This window comes from Pseudomonas poae (genome assembly GCF_001439785.1).
Classification (GTDB): Bacteria; Pseudomonadota; Gammaproteobacteria; order Pseudomonadales; family Pseudomonadaceae; genus Aquipseudomonas; species Aquipseudomonas poae.
Genome location: NZ_JYLI01000012.1, coordinates 174,651 through 189,877 on the forward strand (window position 1 = coordinate 174,651; position 15,227 = coordinate 189,877).

At 55.4% G+C, this 15,227-nt stretch carries 12 protein-coding genes; 8 read left to right on the forward strand and 4 right to left on the reverse strand.

Going from position 1 to position 15,227, the window contains the following annotated elements; genetic code table 11:
- The first annotated feature begins 30 nt into the window (after positions 1 to 30).
- From TU75_RS16150 to TU75_RS16170, 5 genes are all read left to right on the forward strand, one after another.
- On the forward strand, positions 31 to 906 hold the full coding sequence (locus TU75_RS16150) for an SMP-30/gluconolactonase/LRE family protein (RefSeq protein ID WP_003238247.1): 876 nt from the start codon (positions 31 to 33) through the stop codon (positions 904 to 906).
- Between the two features lie 51 nt (positions 907 to 957).
- On the forward strand, positions 958 to 1,920 hold the full coding sequence (locus TU75_RS16155) for a TRAP transporter substrate-binding protein (RefSeq protein WP_060549489.1): 963 nt from the start codon (positions 958 to 960) through the stop codon (positions 1,918 to 1,920).
- A 63-nt stretch (positions 1,921 to 1,983) separates the two neighbouring features.
- The gene (locus TU75_RS16160; RefSeq protein WP_015372468.1) at positions 1,984 to 2,511 is read left to right on the forward strand and encodes a TRAP transporter small permease; all 528 of its coding nucleotides are present in this window, start codon (positions 1,984 to 1,986) and stop codon (positions 2,509 to 2,511) included.
- Between the two features lies 1 nt (position 2,512).
- A complete protein-coding gene (locus tag TU75_RS16165) occupies positions 2,513 to 3,793 on the forward strand; it encodes a TRAP transporter large permease (protein ID WP_003238241.1) in 1,281 nt (426 codons plus the stop codon).
- Positions 3,793 to 4,650, forward strand: a complete 858-nt coding sequence (locus TU75_RS16170) for an aldose 1-epimerase (protein ID WP_060549490.1) — start codon at positions 3,793 to 3,795, stop codon at positions 4,648 to 4,650. The genes TU75_RS16165 and TU75_RS16170 overlap by 1 nt, the downstream gene beginning before the upstream one ends.
- Positions 4,651 to 4,695: 45 nt before the next feature.
- Here TU75_RS16170 and TU75_RS16175 read toward each other — a convergent pair whose 3' ends face one another.
- Entirely contained in the window at positions 4,696 to 5,841 is a 1,146-nt protein-coding gene (locus tag TU75_RS16175) for an HlyD family secretion protein (RefSeq protein ID WP_003238237.1), read from the reverse strand.
- Entirely contained in the window at positions 5,838 to 7,481 is a 1,644-nt protein-coding gene (locus tag TU75_RS16180) for an MFS transporter (protein ID WP_003238234.1), read from the reverse strand. Before TU75_RS16180 ends, TU75_RS16175 begins: the two co-directional genes overlap by 4 nt.
- A 390-nt stretch (positions 7,482 to 7,871) precedes the next feature.
- On the opposite strand from TU75_RS16180, the gene TU75_RS28105 reads away from it, so the two are divergent.
- Genes TU75_RS28105 through TU75_RS16195 form a run of 3 tightly spaced genes read left to right on the forward strand, consistent with a single transcriptional unit; the run spans position 7,872 to position 12,393 of the window.
- Positions 7,872 to 10,769 carry a hypothetical protein gene (locus TU75_RS28105; protein WP_231981936.1) on the forward strand — a complete coding sequence of 966 codons (2,898 nt, stop codon included), beginning with the start codon at positions 7,872 to 7,874 and terminating at the stop codon, positions 10,767 to 10,769.
- Positions 10,766 to 11,215 (forward strand): DNA-binding transcriptional response regulator, encoded by a 450-nt coding sequence (locus TU75_RS16190; protein WP_060549491.1) that lies wholly within the window; start codon positions 10,766 to 10,768, stop codon positions 11,213 to 11,215. The genes TU75_RS28105 and TU75_RS16190 overlap by 4 nt, the downstream gene beginning before the upstream one ends.
- Positions 11,212 to 12,393 (forward strand): phosphorylase family protein, encoded by a 1,182-nt coding sequence (locus TU75_RS16195; protein WP_060549492.1) that lies wholly within the window; start codon positions 11,212 to 11,214, stop codon positions 12,391 to 12,393. Before TU75_RS16190 ends, TU75_RS16195 begins: the two co-directional genes overlap by 4 nt.
- Positions 12,394 to 13,082: 689 nt before the next feature.
- Here the strand turns inward: TU75_RS16195 and TU75_RS16200 are convergent.
- Both TU75_RS16200 and TU75_RS16205 read right to left on the reverse strand, forming a co-directional pair.
- Entirely contained in the window at positions 13,083 to 13,889 is an 807-nt protein-coding gene (locus TU75_RS16200; protein ID WP_003234202.1) for a sulfite exporter TauE/SafE family protein, read from the reverse strand.
- Positions 13,890 to 15,134, reverse strand: coding sequence for an NAD(P)/FAD-dependent oxidoreductase (locus tag TU75_RS16205; protein ID WP_060549493.1), 1,245 nt, complete (start codon positions 15,132 to 15,134; stop codon positions 13,890 to 13,892).
- Positions 15,135 to 15,227 lie beyond the last annotated feature (93 nt).

The window sequence follows — 15,227 nt, forward strand, 5'->3', positions numbered from 1 at the left end:
GTCTGACTCCAACCAAGGGAATGAGTGGCCATGACCGCTGAATTGATTGTCGACGCCCGCAACGCCGTGGGCGAATGCCCGGTGTGGGTGCCCGAGGAAAACGCCCTGTATTGGGTGGATATCCCCAACGGTGGCCTGCAACGCTGGAGCGCCGACAGCGGCCATATCGCCGCGTGGAAGGCCCCGCAGATGCTCGCCTGCATTGCCCGCACCACTGCCGGCAATTGGGTCGCAGGCATGGAATCAGGCTTCTTCCAGCTCACGCCTTACAACGATGGCAGCCTCGACACCACGCCACTGGCCAGCGTCGAACACCCCCGCGAGGACATGCGCCTCAACGACGGCCGCTGCGACCGCCAGGGCCGCTTCTGGGCCGGCAGCATGGTGCTGAACATGGGCTTGAACGCGGCCGAAGGCACGCTTTATCGCTATGATTCCGGCGCCGCGCCCCATGCCCAGTTGAACGGTTTCATCACCCTCAACGGCCTGGCCTTCAGCCCCGACGGCCGCACGATGTACGCTTCGGATTCGCACCCGCTGGTGCAGCAGATCTGGGCCTTTGACTACGACATCGACAGCGGCACCCCGAGCAATCGCCGGGTGTTTGTCGACATGCATAAATTCCTCGGCCGCCCCGATGGCGCGGCGGTGGATGCCGACGGCTGCTACTGGATCTGCGCCAATGACGCCGGCCTGGTGCACCGTTTCACCCCCGACGGTCGCCTCGACCAGTCACTTACCGTACCGGTGAAAAAACCGACCATGTGCGCCTTCGGCGGCAGCCGTCTGGATACGTTGTTCGTCACCTCGATTCGCGATGACAACAGTGACCAGTCCCTGTCCGGTGGCGTGTTCGCCCTCAACCCCGGCGTCAAGGGACTGCCCGAACCGCGCTTCATCCCCTAGCTGCATCGCTGTGCCTTGAATACAAAAATAACAAGACAGGAGTGATACCCCATGGACTTCAAACGCACGTTACTCGTCACCGCACTGTTCACCCTCAGCAGCGCCGCCCAGGCGCTGGAAATCAAATTCGCCGATATCCACCCCGACGGCTATCCCACCGTGGTCGCCGAAAAGAACATGGGCGCCGCGCTCACTAAGGAGAGCAACGGCGAACTGACCTTCAAGTTCTTCCCCGGCGGCGTGCTGGGCTCCGAGAAGGAAGTGGTCGAACAGGCCCAGGTCGGCGCGGTGCAGATGACCCGCGTCAGCCTCGGTATCGTCGGGCCGGTCGTGCCGGATGTGAATGTGTTCAACCTGCCGTTCGTGTTCCGCGACCAGGCGCACATGCGCAAGGTCATCGATGGCGAGATCGGCGATGAGATTCTCGCCAAGATCACCGACTCCGAATTCGGCCTGGTGGCCCTGGCCTGGATGGACGGCGGCACGCGCAACCTCTACACCAAAGAGCCGGTGCGCAAAATCGAAGACCTCAAGGGCATGAAGATTCGCGTACAGGGCAACCCGTTGTTCATCGACGCCTTCAACGCCATGGGCGCCAACGGTATCGCCATGGACACCGGCGAGATCTTCAGCGCCCTGCAGACCGGCGTGATCGACGGCGCGGAAAACAACCCGCCCACCATGCTCGAGCACAACCACTTCCAGAACGCCAAGTTCTACACCCTCACCGAACACCTGATCCTGCCCGAGCCCATCGTGATGTCGAAAATCACCTGGAACAAGCTCACCCCGGCCCAGCAGGACATGGTGAAAAAAGCCGCCAAGGCCGCCCAGGCCGATGAGCGTGTGTTGTGGGACGCCAAGTCCGCCAGCAGCGAAACCAAACTCAAGGCCGCAGGCGTGGAGTTCATCACCGTCGACAAAAAGCCCTTCTATGACGCCACCGCAGCAGTGCGCGCCAAGTACGGCGCGCCTTACGCCGACCTGATCAAGCGCATCGACGCGGTTCAATAACGCCCTCCTTCCTGACAAGGCCCGGCGCGGTCGGCATCAACGCGCCCGGTCACGGTGAACGCCATGAAGAATCTACTGCTGCGCTTCAATGACCGCCTCTACATGACCTGTATCTGGGTCGCCGGCCTGTCCGTGCTGGGGGTGGCGCTGATCATTCCCTGGGGCATCTTCGCCCGCTACATCCTCGGCACCGGCTCCAGTTGGCCGGAGCCCACCGCGATCCTGCTGATGCTGGTATTCACCTTCATTGGCGCCGCCGCCAGCTACCGCGCCGGCGCGCACATGTCGGTGGCCATGGTCACCGACCGCCTGCCGCCCGCCCAACGCCGCATCGTCGGCGTCCTCTCGCAACTGTTGATGGCGACCATCTGCCTGTTCATGACCATTTGGGGCAGCAAGCTGTGCCTGTCCACCTGGAACCAGTTCATGAGCGCCATCCCCACCCTGCGCGTGGGCATCACCTACATGCCGATCCCGATCGGCGGGCTGCTGACCCTGGTGTTCGTGCTGGAAAAACTTCTGCTGGGCGACCAGAGCAATCGCCGCGTGGTGCGTTTCGACCTGGTTGAAGAAAGCGAAGGAGCTGCCTGATATGGACGCATTGATTCTGCTCGGCAGCTTTGTCGCCCTGATCCTGATCGGCATGCCGGTGGCCTACGCCTTGGGGCTTTCGGCGCTGATCGGCGCATGGTGGATCGACATTCCGTTCCAGGCGCTGATGATTCAGGTGGCCGGCGGGGTGAACAAGTTTTCGCTGATGGCAATTCCGTTCTTCGTACTGGCCGGCGCGATCATGGCCGAGGGCGGCATGTCGCGGCGGCTGGTGGCGTTTGCCGGGGTGCTGGTGGGCTTTGTGCGCGGCGGCCTGTCGCTGGTCAACATCATGGCCTCGACGTTTTTCGGCGCCATCTCCGGCTCGTCGGTGGCCGACACCGCCTCGGTGGGCTCGGTGCTGATCCCGGAAATGGAACGCCGTGGCTACCCCCGGGAGTTTGCCACGGCGGTTACCGTGAGCGGTTCGGTGCAGGCCCTGCTGACCCCGCCCAGCCATAACTCGGTGCTCTACTCCCTCGCAGCCGGCGGCACGGTGTCGATTGCCTCGCTGTTCATGGCCGGCGTGGTGCCGGGGCTGTTGATGAGCGCGTGCCTGATGGTGCTGTGCCTGATCTTCGCGAAAAAACGCAACTACCCCAAGGGCGAAGTCATCCCCCTGAAGCAGGCGCTGAAAATCGCCGCCGACGCGCTCTGGGGCCTGATGGCCATGGTGATCATCCTTGGCGGCATCCTCTCGGGCATCTTCACCGCCACTGAGTCGGCGGCGATTGCGGTGCTGTGGGCGTTTTTCGTGACCATGTTCATCTACCGCGACTACAAATGGCACGAGCTGCCCAAGCTGATGCACCGCACGGTGCGTACCATTTCCATCGTGATGATCCTGATCGCCTTCGCCGCCAGCTTCGGCTACATCATGACCCTGATGCAGATCCCGGCGAAGATCACCACGATGTTCCTGACCCTCTCGGACAACCGCTACGTGATCCTCATGTGCATCAACGCCATGCTGCTGTTGCTGGGCACGGTGATGGACATGGCGCCGCTGATCCTCATCCTCACACCGATCCTGCTACCGGTGATCGTCGGCATCGGCGTCGACCCGGTGCACTTCGGCATGATCATGCTGGTGAACCTCGGCATCGGCCTGATCACCCCGCCGGTGGGCGCGGTGCTGTTTGTCGGCGCGGCGGTGGGCAAGACCACCATCGAGAAAACCGTGAAGGCGCTGCTGCCGTTCTACGCGGTGCTGTTCCTGGTGCTGATCGCGGTGACCTACATCCCGGCGCTGTCGCTGTGGCTGCCGAGCGTGGTGCTGTGATGATCGAGCTGGAGGATCACCTGACGCGCCTCACCCTGTCCCCGGCAGTGGGTGGCAGCATCGTCAACTGGACGGTGCGCGCCACCGGGCAGCCGCTGTTGCGAAACAGCGATGAGCATGCGATCAGTACCGGGTTGCCGGGCAAGCTGGGGTGCTATCCGTTGGCGCCCTGGTCGAACCGGGTGGCCGAAGGCGGTTTTGACAACCCCGAGGGTTGGCTGGCGTTGACGCCCAACAGCCTCACCGATCCCCTGCCGATTCATGGCTCGGCCTGGCAACAGCCCTGGCAGGTCGTGAGCCGGACGGCGGAGGAAGTGGTGCTGGCGATAGTCTGCGAGACGCCGTTCGCCTATCGCGCCGAGCAGCGGTTTGGCTTGAGCGACGGTGAACTGAGCATTCAATTGCGGGTAACCCACCTGGCCGCGCAGCCGGCCTGGCACGGTTTGGGCTTGCATCCCTACCTGCCCCGCAGGCCGGGCACGCGGTTGCAGGCCAGGGCGTCGCAAGTGTGGATGAGCGATGCATCCAAATTACCCACGGCGTTGGCGCCGATTCCCGAAGCCTGGGACTTTCGCCAACTCAAGGAGTTGCCTCAGGCGTTGGTGGACAACGGCTTTTGCCAGTGGGATGGGCGCTGCCGGATCGAACAGCCGGACTTGGCCTATGCCCTGGAATGCGAGGCCACCGGCGCCGATTACTTCCTCCTGTACTGCCCGCCGGGGCTTGAATTCTTTTGCATCGAGCCGGTGAGTCATCCGGTCAATGCCCATCACCTGCCCGGCCGACCCGGCTTGAAGCTGCTGGAACAACACCAGTCAACCCAACTCAACTTCACCTTGAAATACACGCCCCTGTAACACCACAAACCCTGTGGGAGCTGGCTTGCCTGCGATAGCGGCGTGTCAGGGCGGGCTGTTCTTCAGCCGCCCTGCAGTATCAATACTCACCACCACCGACAACCCCGGCCGCAACCGCTCGCTGTCAGCCTGCCCCGGGTCCACGCTAATCCTCACCGGCACCCGCTGGGCGATCTTCACAAAGTTGCCAGTGGCATTGTCCGCCTGCAACAGGCTGAATTCCGAGCCCGTCGCCGGCGAAATATGCTGCACCGTGCCATGAAACCTGCGGTGGTTCAGTGCATCCACAGTGAAAGACACCGGCTGGCCGATCTGCACATCGGCCATCTGGGTTTCTTTCATATTGGCGATCACCCACAGCTGGTTGGGCACCAGCGCCATCAACTGCGCGCCGGAATTGACGTAGGCGCCCAGGCGCACGCCGATCTGTCCCAGTTGGCCGTCGCGCGGCGCGGTGATGCGCGTGTTGGCCAGGTCGATACGCGCCAGCGCCACCGCGGCATCGGCACTTGCCACCGCCGCTTCCAGCGAACCGCGATTGACGATCACTGTCTGCAGGTCCTGCCGCGCAATCTCCAGATTGGCCTGGGCCTGGGCCACCGCCGCAACGGTTTGCGCCTGCGCGGCGCGGGTCACGTCCAGCTCGCGCCTGGACACCGAGCCATCGCTGATCAGTTCTTCATTGCGGCGCAGGTCGGCGCTGCTTTTGCGCGCCTGGGCCTGGCTGTCCACCAGTGCGGCCTGGCGCAGCTTGATGGTGGCTTGCGCGCTGTTGCGCTGCTGCACCACATTGGCCAACGCCGCCTTCTGCACCGCCCGTTGCGCCAGCGCCTGGTCGAGGCGCTGCTGATAGATGCGGTCATCGAGGCGCACCAGCAGGTCGCCGGCCTTGACGTACTGGAAGTCCTGCACCGGCACCTCGAACACATAACCGCTGAGCTGCGGGCCGATGATCGTCACCTGGCCGCGTACCAACGCGTTCTCGGTGGTTTCCACCGCACTGCTGAACGGCGGCAACTGCCAGGCGTAGAGCACGATCAACACACCGACGATGGCAATCGCGGCAAAGCCCAGGGAAGAGAGGATGCGCACCCGCAAGGAGCGCGGCTCGGTCGCCGTGGCGCCCGGCGGCGTGCTGCCTTCCGGCGTGGCAGCGATGGCATTGGTGGTTGTGGTGGTCGGTTCGGTCATGAAGGTGCGCCGCTGGGTTGAACGGGAGGAACTGCCTGGGTGGTGCTCATCAGCCACAGGCTGCGAATGAAGATCCAGCTCATGGTAAGGATCGCGATGATCGCGATCAGCATGAAGACATCGTTGTAGGCCATCACGTTCGCTTCACGGGTCGCCGCCGTGGCCAGGCTGCGGATGCCCTGCAGGTTGCGCAACTGCGGATCGGCGATCACCCCGCCATAGGCCGCCGCGCCGCTCTGCACCCGCGCCGCAACGCGCGGGTCGAGCAGGGTCAGGTGTTCGACGATCATGCTGGAATGGTACTTCTCACGCACGACCTGGAAGGTGCCGAGCAACGCCGCGCCGATCAGCCCGCCGAGGTTCTGGCAAATGCCGAACATCACCGAAAAACTCACCAGGTTGCGCGGGTTGGCCAATACGTTTTTGGTGCCGAGCACCATGGTCGGTCCGAGGAAAAACGTGCCGCCAAAGCCCAGCAGGAACTGGCTGACATACAGGTTCTGCGGCCGCGTGAGGTTGCTGGAGAAACTGTCCATGACCGAGCCGGTGGCCATCAGCGCCAGGGAAATCACCAGCGGCATCAGCAGGTGCGCCGGGTTGATCGTCAACGCGCTGACCACCAGCCCCGCAAGCGCCCCGGCCAGCATCACCACGTACAGCGTGTGCATCTGCTCGTAGCTCATGTTGAGCATCTGCATGAAACCCACTGCGCCGGTGGACTGCTCCGACAGCACCATGCGAATCAGGATCACCGCCAGCGCCAGACGAATCATCACGCCGCTGCCGAGCCAACGCGTCATCAGCAGCGGGTTGGCGCGGTTATGCTCGATGGCAAGGCCCGCCATGATCAGCACCAGGGAACAGGCCGACGCCACGCCGATCCAGGGTGCCTCCAGCCACCAGTCGATACGCCCCAGGGACAGCACCGCACACAGCAGGGCCACGCCGGTGGCGAGGATGGCGAAGGTGAGAAAATCGAGTTTTTCAAAGGTCTTGAAGCGATCGCCGGGCGGTAATTTGAGGAGGAACACGCAGCCCAGGCAGATCAGCGCCAGGCCCAGCTCAAACAGGTACAAGCCGCGCCATTCGGCAATCTGCAGCAGGTCTTCGGAGAACAACCGCGCCAACGGCAAGGCCAACTGCGCGGTGCCCAGCCCGAGCACCAGCGAACGCAAGCGCCACTTGGCCGGGAAGGCCTGGATCATGTAGTACAAGCCCAACGAACTCAGCGCGGCCCCCACCATGCCATGGGCCGCCCGCACGGCGATGGCCGAACTGAGGTCGTTGACGAACAAATGGCCGAAGGTGACCAGCACGTACAGCACCAGAAACACCTCGGTGAACGCACGCAAGCCGAACTGCTGACGAAACTTCACCAGCAACAGGTTCATGCACACGTTGGTCATCACGTAGGCGGCGGGCAGCCAGGCCATCTCTGCGGTGGTCGCACCGAGGGCGCCTTGCAGGTATTGCAGGTTGGCGATGACCAGTGCGTTACCCAGCCCCCCGGTGATCGCCACCAGCGCACCGACCAGCGCGAACAGCCAGCGCTTGTGGGTGGGATGCAGCGGCGTCGACGGCGAACCGGGCAAGGTCGGTCGCTCATGGGGCTGCCAGGGGTGGGGGGTGTAGTTGTCCATTGGGTGACCTTGGTGAGCCGACGGGGAAGTCGGTGAAATCCACGACTTTGGGAGTAGTAAACCTGAGCGGGGTTCATCTTGCTATATAACAAAAGAGACTTTTCTGGCGCGACTCAACCACTGGTCCTTTCTGAAATCGAGAGCGGGTTGAATCCTTATCATCCACAAGCGGAGCAAAAAATTTCAGTACTCCATCGAATTAATTTCGCGCCACGTTTATTTAAGTCCAAAAATGTAATAGCTGCGCCAGCATCAATGATGCTAAATTGCCTTCATGCGTATCGTTCAGGGAGAATTCCGCATGCGAGCTATCGACTATCAAAAAAACAACCTTGTAAAGCCGTACGATCAGCCTTGTTCGCGATCCTGCACTTATCGCGGAGCAGCTTTATGAAAATCAACTATGAAACAACACCATATCAAAAAATTGATGACCTTAGAAAGTTACAGCATCGCACACGCAACCAAGTTCGAGCAATGCTCACCGGGGAGTCTGGCGTATCATTCAAACTATTAAATTCTTTGCGAAAATCAAAATCAATTAATGAAATTCTGCAGATTGAAAGAGTAATACGCGGCAGATCGAAAGAACCTGGCGAAATAATACCCGAACTTTTCCCGAGCAAAATACAAACAAAGGAAAACTATATTCGCTTATGCGCTCTCCTACCTAGCAAACAAGTTGAACAAATAGAACGTTTGGCGCGAGAACACTTAGACATCCTGAACAACTTCAAAACTCTCGCATGCTATCTAAATGATAGAATTCTATCAAAAGATTTCGCTGCAGCGGATGAAGCCCTAGGACTTATACTTGAGACGGTTGGCAGCAGTAACTTCCTACTCAGAAAAGCAGCATTAATGCACACAGAGAATTTCAACGGGCAACCTCTAAGGTCGGTAGACCTGATTCTGGAACAGGCCGGCCTAGGCGCAAGTAATTTAATTGCCAGCTCCTTAATTAATAGCTACAAAGAAGAACAGGAAATATTAAGTTTAAAACGTTCCATCATGAACTTAGCAAACAGAGGCTCCAGAAACAAATACACACGAGATATAGCAAGAATACCTCTGCACCCGCATGCAAAAGACTTTTCTGATCTCGGAGAGTTGATTCAAAGCAGTTTACAATCGTCATTAATCGATGCTTTGATTATAATAAAAATAAATAGAACGCTTATACCAATTATCAAAGACTCGACCTTACTTTCATTCTTCGACTCTTGGGATGCAGAACAATCCAGTCTTGAATCAATAGCTGAAAAGTATTGCGAAATCGAGGATGGAGAATCCATTTTTTACAAAAGATCCAGCGCATGGCTGGAAAACAAAAATATTATAGAATATAGAATTTTACTCGATCATTTCTATGATGACCCGGAAGCAGATTACTTTAATCTCGACAAAGCTCTGATCGAACAAATCGAAAAAACAGTTAGCAATATAAGCTTAGAAAGTTTAGCAAAGTGTAAAGATCTGACTCTTCACTCGCCCACAAAACTTCGCGAGTTGGAAAACAATGGTTTCATGACACGCACAGCCGTGTTTAATTTTTTAGTGCACAAGTCAGAGGGCAACGACTTTATATCAGAAAAATCGCTATTCGAGATAATGAGCAAAACTTACGATTTGGACAAGACAACAAATGCAGCGCATTTGAAAACCCTTGCAGTTTTTGCGGGTTCAAAAATATCAAAAATAATATACTATTTACTTATAGCCCGACGCAGTCGAAACGAAGGCGATGACCATCAACTTCGAAGAATTTTACAGCAGGTTGTAATTGAATCGCACAACGGCGACCTTGTTAACTTTGTCGAAACCATTGCAAAAGACTCTAACGTTGTTGCAAAGTTCACCTACGCCGTATGCGTAGAGGATTTCATAGCAAAACTTGTACACATAATAAAAACCTCCGCACAAATTACCGAAACAAGGGCAGCTCTTCATAAATGGATGGGTGAAACCACAGGAGAGAAAAGTTTTTTAGACAGAGCACGAACGCTTATTATTGACCACCAAATCAATCGAGTCCGCAATGAGCTAGACGACCATAGAATATATGTCGATGCTGCAAGATTTTCAGAGTGGTTCAAGGATGAGCTAATACGTGAGCTAGATATGGTACTAACTAGCATGGAACACAATCATACAAATATAGGTGTAGAGGACGGTCAGCTGCTTCAAATTGTAGAACATGCCTACGAAAGCTTTTGTTCAAATAGCATATTTGGTATCGCATCGTACTTGGGGCGACGGATAAGACATGGAACCTTTAAAGGACATTTATATTTTAGCGTTATAGCTATTGAGAGCGTAGAATGGTATGCACCACTTTTCAGGGATGTGAATTTTTCGGCACGATGGGCGCGCTGGAAAAAATCCTATGAACTTTCTATAGATAGCATCATTAATGAAAATTTGCATATTGAGTCTACAGGCAAGAGAAACGGATTACTTAAACCCAACATTTCTGATTGGGCAAAGATGGAAATTGCAATTGCCTGCGCTAAAAATCTTGTCAAAGACTTCATAGAACACAATACAACAATTCGAGCGGTGCCAAATATAACTGAATATTGCTGGCGAATTGCTGAAGTCGACTTAAAAAACATCAATACTTTTCTAAAAAACCAAAGATCACGTTTGATGAACGATCAGCTTCTAAGCGAATTAAGACTAAGCGCACCTAATCAAGCTAGATATTCTGAGCGCTTGAAAGATTTCAACCGAGATTTGGTACACATGATTGATGAAAAACTTTTGGCAATGTACGGCTGGTTCAAAAGACCTCTCAGTGCATCACCAAAAGCATCTCTTCCCTTACTCTATAAAGCAGTGGTAGCCGAGGTTAGGGTATACTTCACAGACTTCGAAGTTGATACTGAATTCGAAGAGGCATACGACATACAACTAGTCGGAGGCCCCTATCATGTGATTTATGATGCGCTATACGTAATTGTCTACAACGCTGCTAAGCACGGTAAGCCTAGCGGTGAAGTACTAAGAAATTTTAAACTTACTCCAAGCAGAAAAGGTAAACTCGGATTTATTTCCGTAACCATCACATCTCAAATAAAAGACTCTGACACCGAGCAATCTATCCGCGAGAAGTTAGAAATAAAACCCGGCGATGATATTAATAATGCACAACTTCTAGAGGGACGAAGCGGCATTAAAAAGCTACATCAACTTCAACAGTCGGACCCAAACTTTAACATCGAATCCATAATTTGCGAAAATCGTACGGTAAGCGTTTCTGTGTCTTATACTTTGGAACACTTATGAGAAAAATTCTACTCGTAGAAGACGACGGATTTAAAGCAAAAAGCCTTATCGACTTTTTAGGGGTCGAATGGCCCGATGCAACTGTAATCACAGCCCCGAGTCTTGTAGACGCCGTCGAAGCTCTATACGAACCCATATACGACCTAATCTTAGTCGACATGGCGATTCCAAGTCACCCCGCAATATTAGGAGGCGGATCTCCTATGTCACTATTGACTGGCGGACTAGAAGTACTTTTGGAACTTAGATCCATGGAGAGGAACGACCCTTGCATTGTCATTACTCAATATCCAGAAATAGAGATCTCAGGAACTTTTTTCTCCGTACATGATGCTGCCTTAAAAATAAGAGACCGTCTTGAGTGCAATGTCTTGGGATGCATAAAGTACTCTGAAGGCTCAAGCGAATGGAAGTTACCACTTAAAACACTTCTGGAGGAAGTATGAACGTTTTGCTACTCGAAGATGATGAAAAAAAGATGAAAGCGATAAAGTCTGAGATACGTCAGTTTAGTGACAAAATCATAATTGACACATGCGAAAACCTTCAAGACTTTTCTCAGAAAGCACAGAGAAAAAAATATGAATTAATAATAGTAGACCTTTTAGTCCCATTATTTAAGGATAGCACTGACACCACAAATGTGTCAGAGCGTATCGTTGATATTTTCAAAGATCGCGAATGCGCAAACGCTAACTCAGCTGTTCTGGCTTTAACGAAATTTAATAGCGCAGCGGAAGAAAACTTTAAAACTTTAAACCTCCAAGATATCACAGTAGTTACATTCATCGAGAACAAGGAGGAATGGAAAAAAGTTTTGAGGTCCAAGCTGGAAAGTAGTATTCCGTTCCCTACATATGAATTCCTCATCATTTGCGCACTAACCAAAGAAGCCAAGGGCTTCCAAGATGCCGGGTACAAGGTAGGTTCATCAATCACGATAAATGGACTACAGTGTCGAGAAATAGTGATTGGTGGAAAAACTGGAACAATAATCACCGCCCCTAGGATGGGGCTTGTAAACTGTGCAATAATCACATCGCGAGGAATCGACTTATTTAAGCCAAAACTTGTTTGCATGAGTGGTATTTGCGCGGGAATAGAGGGAAAAGCAAGTATATATGACATAGTCATATCACAAGTATGTCAACAACACGACTTTGGAAAATGGAGTAGTAAAGGCTATGAACCTGAAATCTACAACATTCAAATACCTCCAAAGCTGGAAAGAAAAATATTAGAACTTCTCGACACGGAAACTCTTATTGACTCTGTGAAACACGGAACAATCCTATCTCGGAGTGAATTTCCTGAAGGACAGGAATTTTTTAATCCTAAAATAATTCTCGCGGCCACGTCGAGCGGTAGCGCAGTTGTTGCGGATGAGAAAATGGTTGACGGTATTAAAGCTCAACATCGAAAGATGACAGCATTCGAGATGGAGGCCTTCGCGGTTTATGAAGCTTCAAGGCTAGCTACGATACCTCCGTTATATTTCAGCGCTAAAGCAGTGGTAGACGATGGCGGGAAAAATAAGGGTGATGCCTTTCATAGAATAGCGTGTATTTTATCCGCGAAAACTGTGCATCAAATTATAGAGCAAGGTGCATTACTTGACTTATAAAAACCAATTCAACAACACATCAGGCAGTTCGCTTTAACGCGATGTTTTTTTAATTTTCCGTTCGTGCGCCACACACCGCAAAATTCATATGCTATACCAATTCTATTTTTAAAATATAGACTATTTAATTCATTTGTCCGCGATGCCGAATTTGAACCAGCATCGCAGACAATCTTGAATGATTTCAAATTATTACTTAAGTCAAACAGTCAGGACACTAAGGGACACTTACTCATCAAAACAGCATCAACCATCACTTGTGCACACTCAACTGACTATACTGATCGTCATCAGTTGCTGGCGATGAATACCCTGTATCTGTTGAGTCGCTTCATAACCCTTTGACCTCAATCATATCGACAATCTCACTGGCATGCTCAGTAGCTCTTCCACGCTCAGATTAGAACGAACGCAAAGGTCGTTGGGAGCAAGCCCCCTCCCACATTTTGTACAGTGTTCGGCAGAGAATTCCGGTCGGCTCTCAGGCCGCCGCGCTTTTGCTTTTGATCTGACGCGCCCCGTCAAACACGCTGTCCGGAGGGCATGCCGAGCCTGGGCGAGGCACCGAGTGTAGGGGCGAGGACCTTTTGGTTACTTTTGGCTGGGCTGGCTTCCTGGCCTTCCAAAAGTGACCCGCCGTAAAGGCAGAACCACCAACCGCCGTTACCCCAATAATGGATATGTCCCCCCTAAACCAAAGCCTTTAACAACATCCCAACGGCAACCAACACGCACAAACTGGCAAACCCCACCTGCAACGTGCGCGCCGCAATCACCGAACCCAATCGCCGCCCAATCAACATGCCGACGACACTCGCGCCAATGAACGCCCAGCCCACCGGCTCGATGCTCACCCCCGCATGAAACGCCCCCACCACGCCGATCAACGACAACAGGCTGACCACCATCAACGACGTCGCCACAATTCCGCGCATTTGCACATCGGTCAATTGTTTGAACGCCGGCACGATCAGGAAGCCACCGCCCACGCCCAGCAAGCCCGAGACAGCACCGGTAACGGCACCCAGCGCAGCCAGGGTGGCGCTACATTTGGCGGTCCACGCCAGGCGCCCGGTCTGCTGATTGAGCATGCAGTTCTTCTGCCCCCACAGCGCGGCGCCATGGTCGCTCGGCCCGGGCTCGACCTTTTCGCGCTGCAACATGCGCCAGGCCACCAGTACCATCAACGCGCTGAACAGCCCCATCAGCACCGTTTCCGAGAGCTGATGAGCCACGAACACGCCCAGCGGTGAAAACAGCGCACCGAGCAAGGCAATCAACAGCGCCGCGCGATAACGCACCAGCCCGTGGCGCAGGCCGTCAATCGCGCCGACCGCCGCCGCCGCGCCCACCGCGAGCAGTGACACCGGCGCGGCCTGGGTCATCGTCAATCCCAACCCCAGCACCAGCGCCGGCACTCCGAGGATGCCGCCGCCCGCGCCGGTCAAGCCCATGACCAGGCCCATCAATACACCCAACACACTCGCCAGCAGCATTCAGTCCACCTTACTCAGGCGGGTCAGCCACTCGCGGCCCTTGAGCATGCCGTTCCAGTAGAACCACGGCAGCAGCGTGGCCTTGAGGAACCACATCGAACGCCGTGCCCGGGTCGGGTCCAGGGGGAAGGTCGGCAGCAGCTTGCCGCCGTAGCCGAACTCGGCCAACACCACCTTGCCCTTCTCCACCGTCAACGGGCAGGAGCCGTAGCCGTCGTACTTGAGCGGCAACGGCGCCTGTTTGCGCAGGGCCAGCAGGTTTTCGGCAACCACCACGATCTGCTTGCGCACCGCCGCGGCGGTCTTGGCGTTGCTGGTGCCGCACACATCGCCCAGCCCGAAAATGTGCGGGTAGCGCAGATGCTGCAGGCTGTGGGGGTTCACCTCGCACCAGCCGGCGGCGTCGGCCAGCGGGCTTTGACGGATGAAATCCGGGGAGACTTGCGGCGGCACCACGTGCAGCAGGTCGAAGGATTTTTCCTCAACGCTGACGTTGCCGTCGGCCCCCTTCACCTCGAACCAGGCCTTGCGTGCCGGGCCATCGACCTTGATCAGGTTGGAATTGAACGCCAGCCGCGCGTTGTATTTTTCCACGTACTTCATCAGCGGCGGTACGAAGGTCGCCACGCCGAACAGCGCGGCGCCGGCCAGATTGAATTCGACGTCGATATTTTTCAGGTGACCCTGTTTGAGCCAGTGATCGCAGGACAGGTACATGGCCTTTTGCGGCGCACCCGCGCATTTGATCGGCATGGCCGGCTGGGTAAAGATCGCCTTGCCGCCCTTGAGTTGCTGCACCAATTGCCAGGTGTAGGCCGCGTGCTGATAGCAGTAATTGGAGGTGACGCCGTGTTGGCCAAGGGTGTCCTGCAGGCCTTCGACTTTCTCCCACGCCAGACGCAGGCCGGGGCAGACGATGAGCGTGTTCCAGCTCACGCGCTGGCCGCTGTCGAGCGCAAGGGTTTGCTGGTCGGGCAGCAGTTCAGTGACGGCCGCCTGGATCCAGGTGACGCCGTTGGGCAATACGTCGGCCAGCGGGCGGCGGGTCTTGTGCAGGTCGTAGGCACCGCCGCCGACCAACGTCCAGGCGGGCTGGTAGCTGTGGTGGTCGCTCGGCTCGATGAGCGTAATGCTCAGCTGCGGATCGCGCTTGAGCAGGCTGGCGAGCAGGCCAATGCCTGCCGAGCCGCCGCCGATGACGACGATATCGCCACTGATGGTTGGGCCCCAGTGTTGTTCGGTCATGGTCTACTGCCTTTTTTGGTCAATGCACACAGGGACGCTGCCGGATGGCGTCACGCCCGGTTACAGGTCGATCCTTTGCCTCGAACCGTTTTT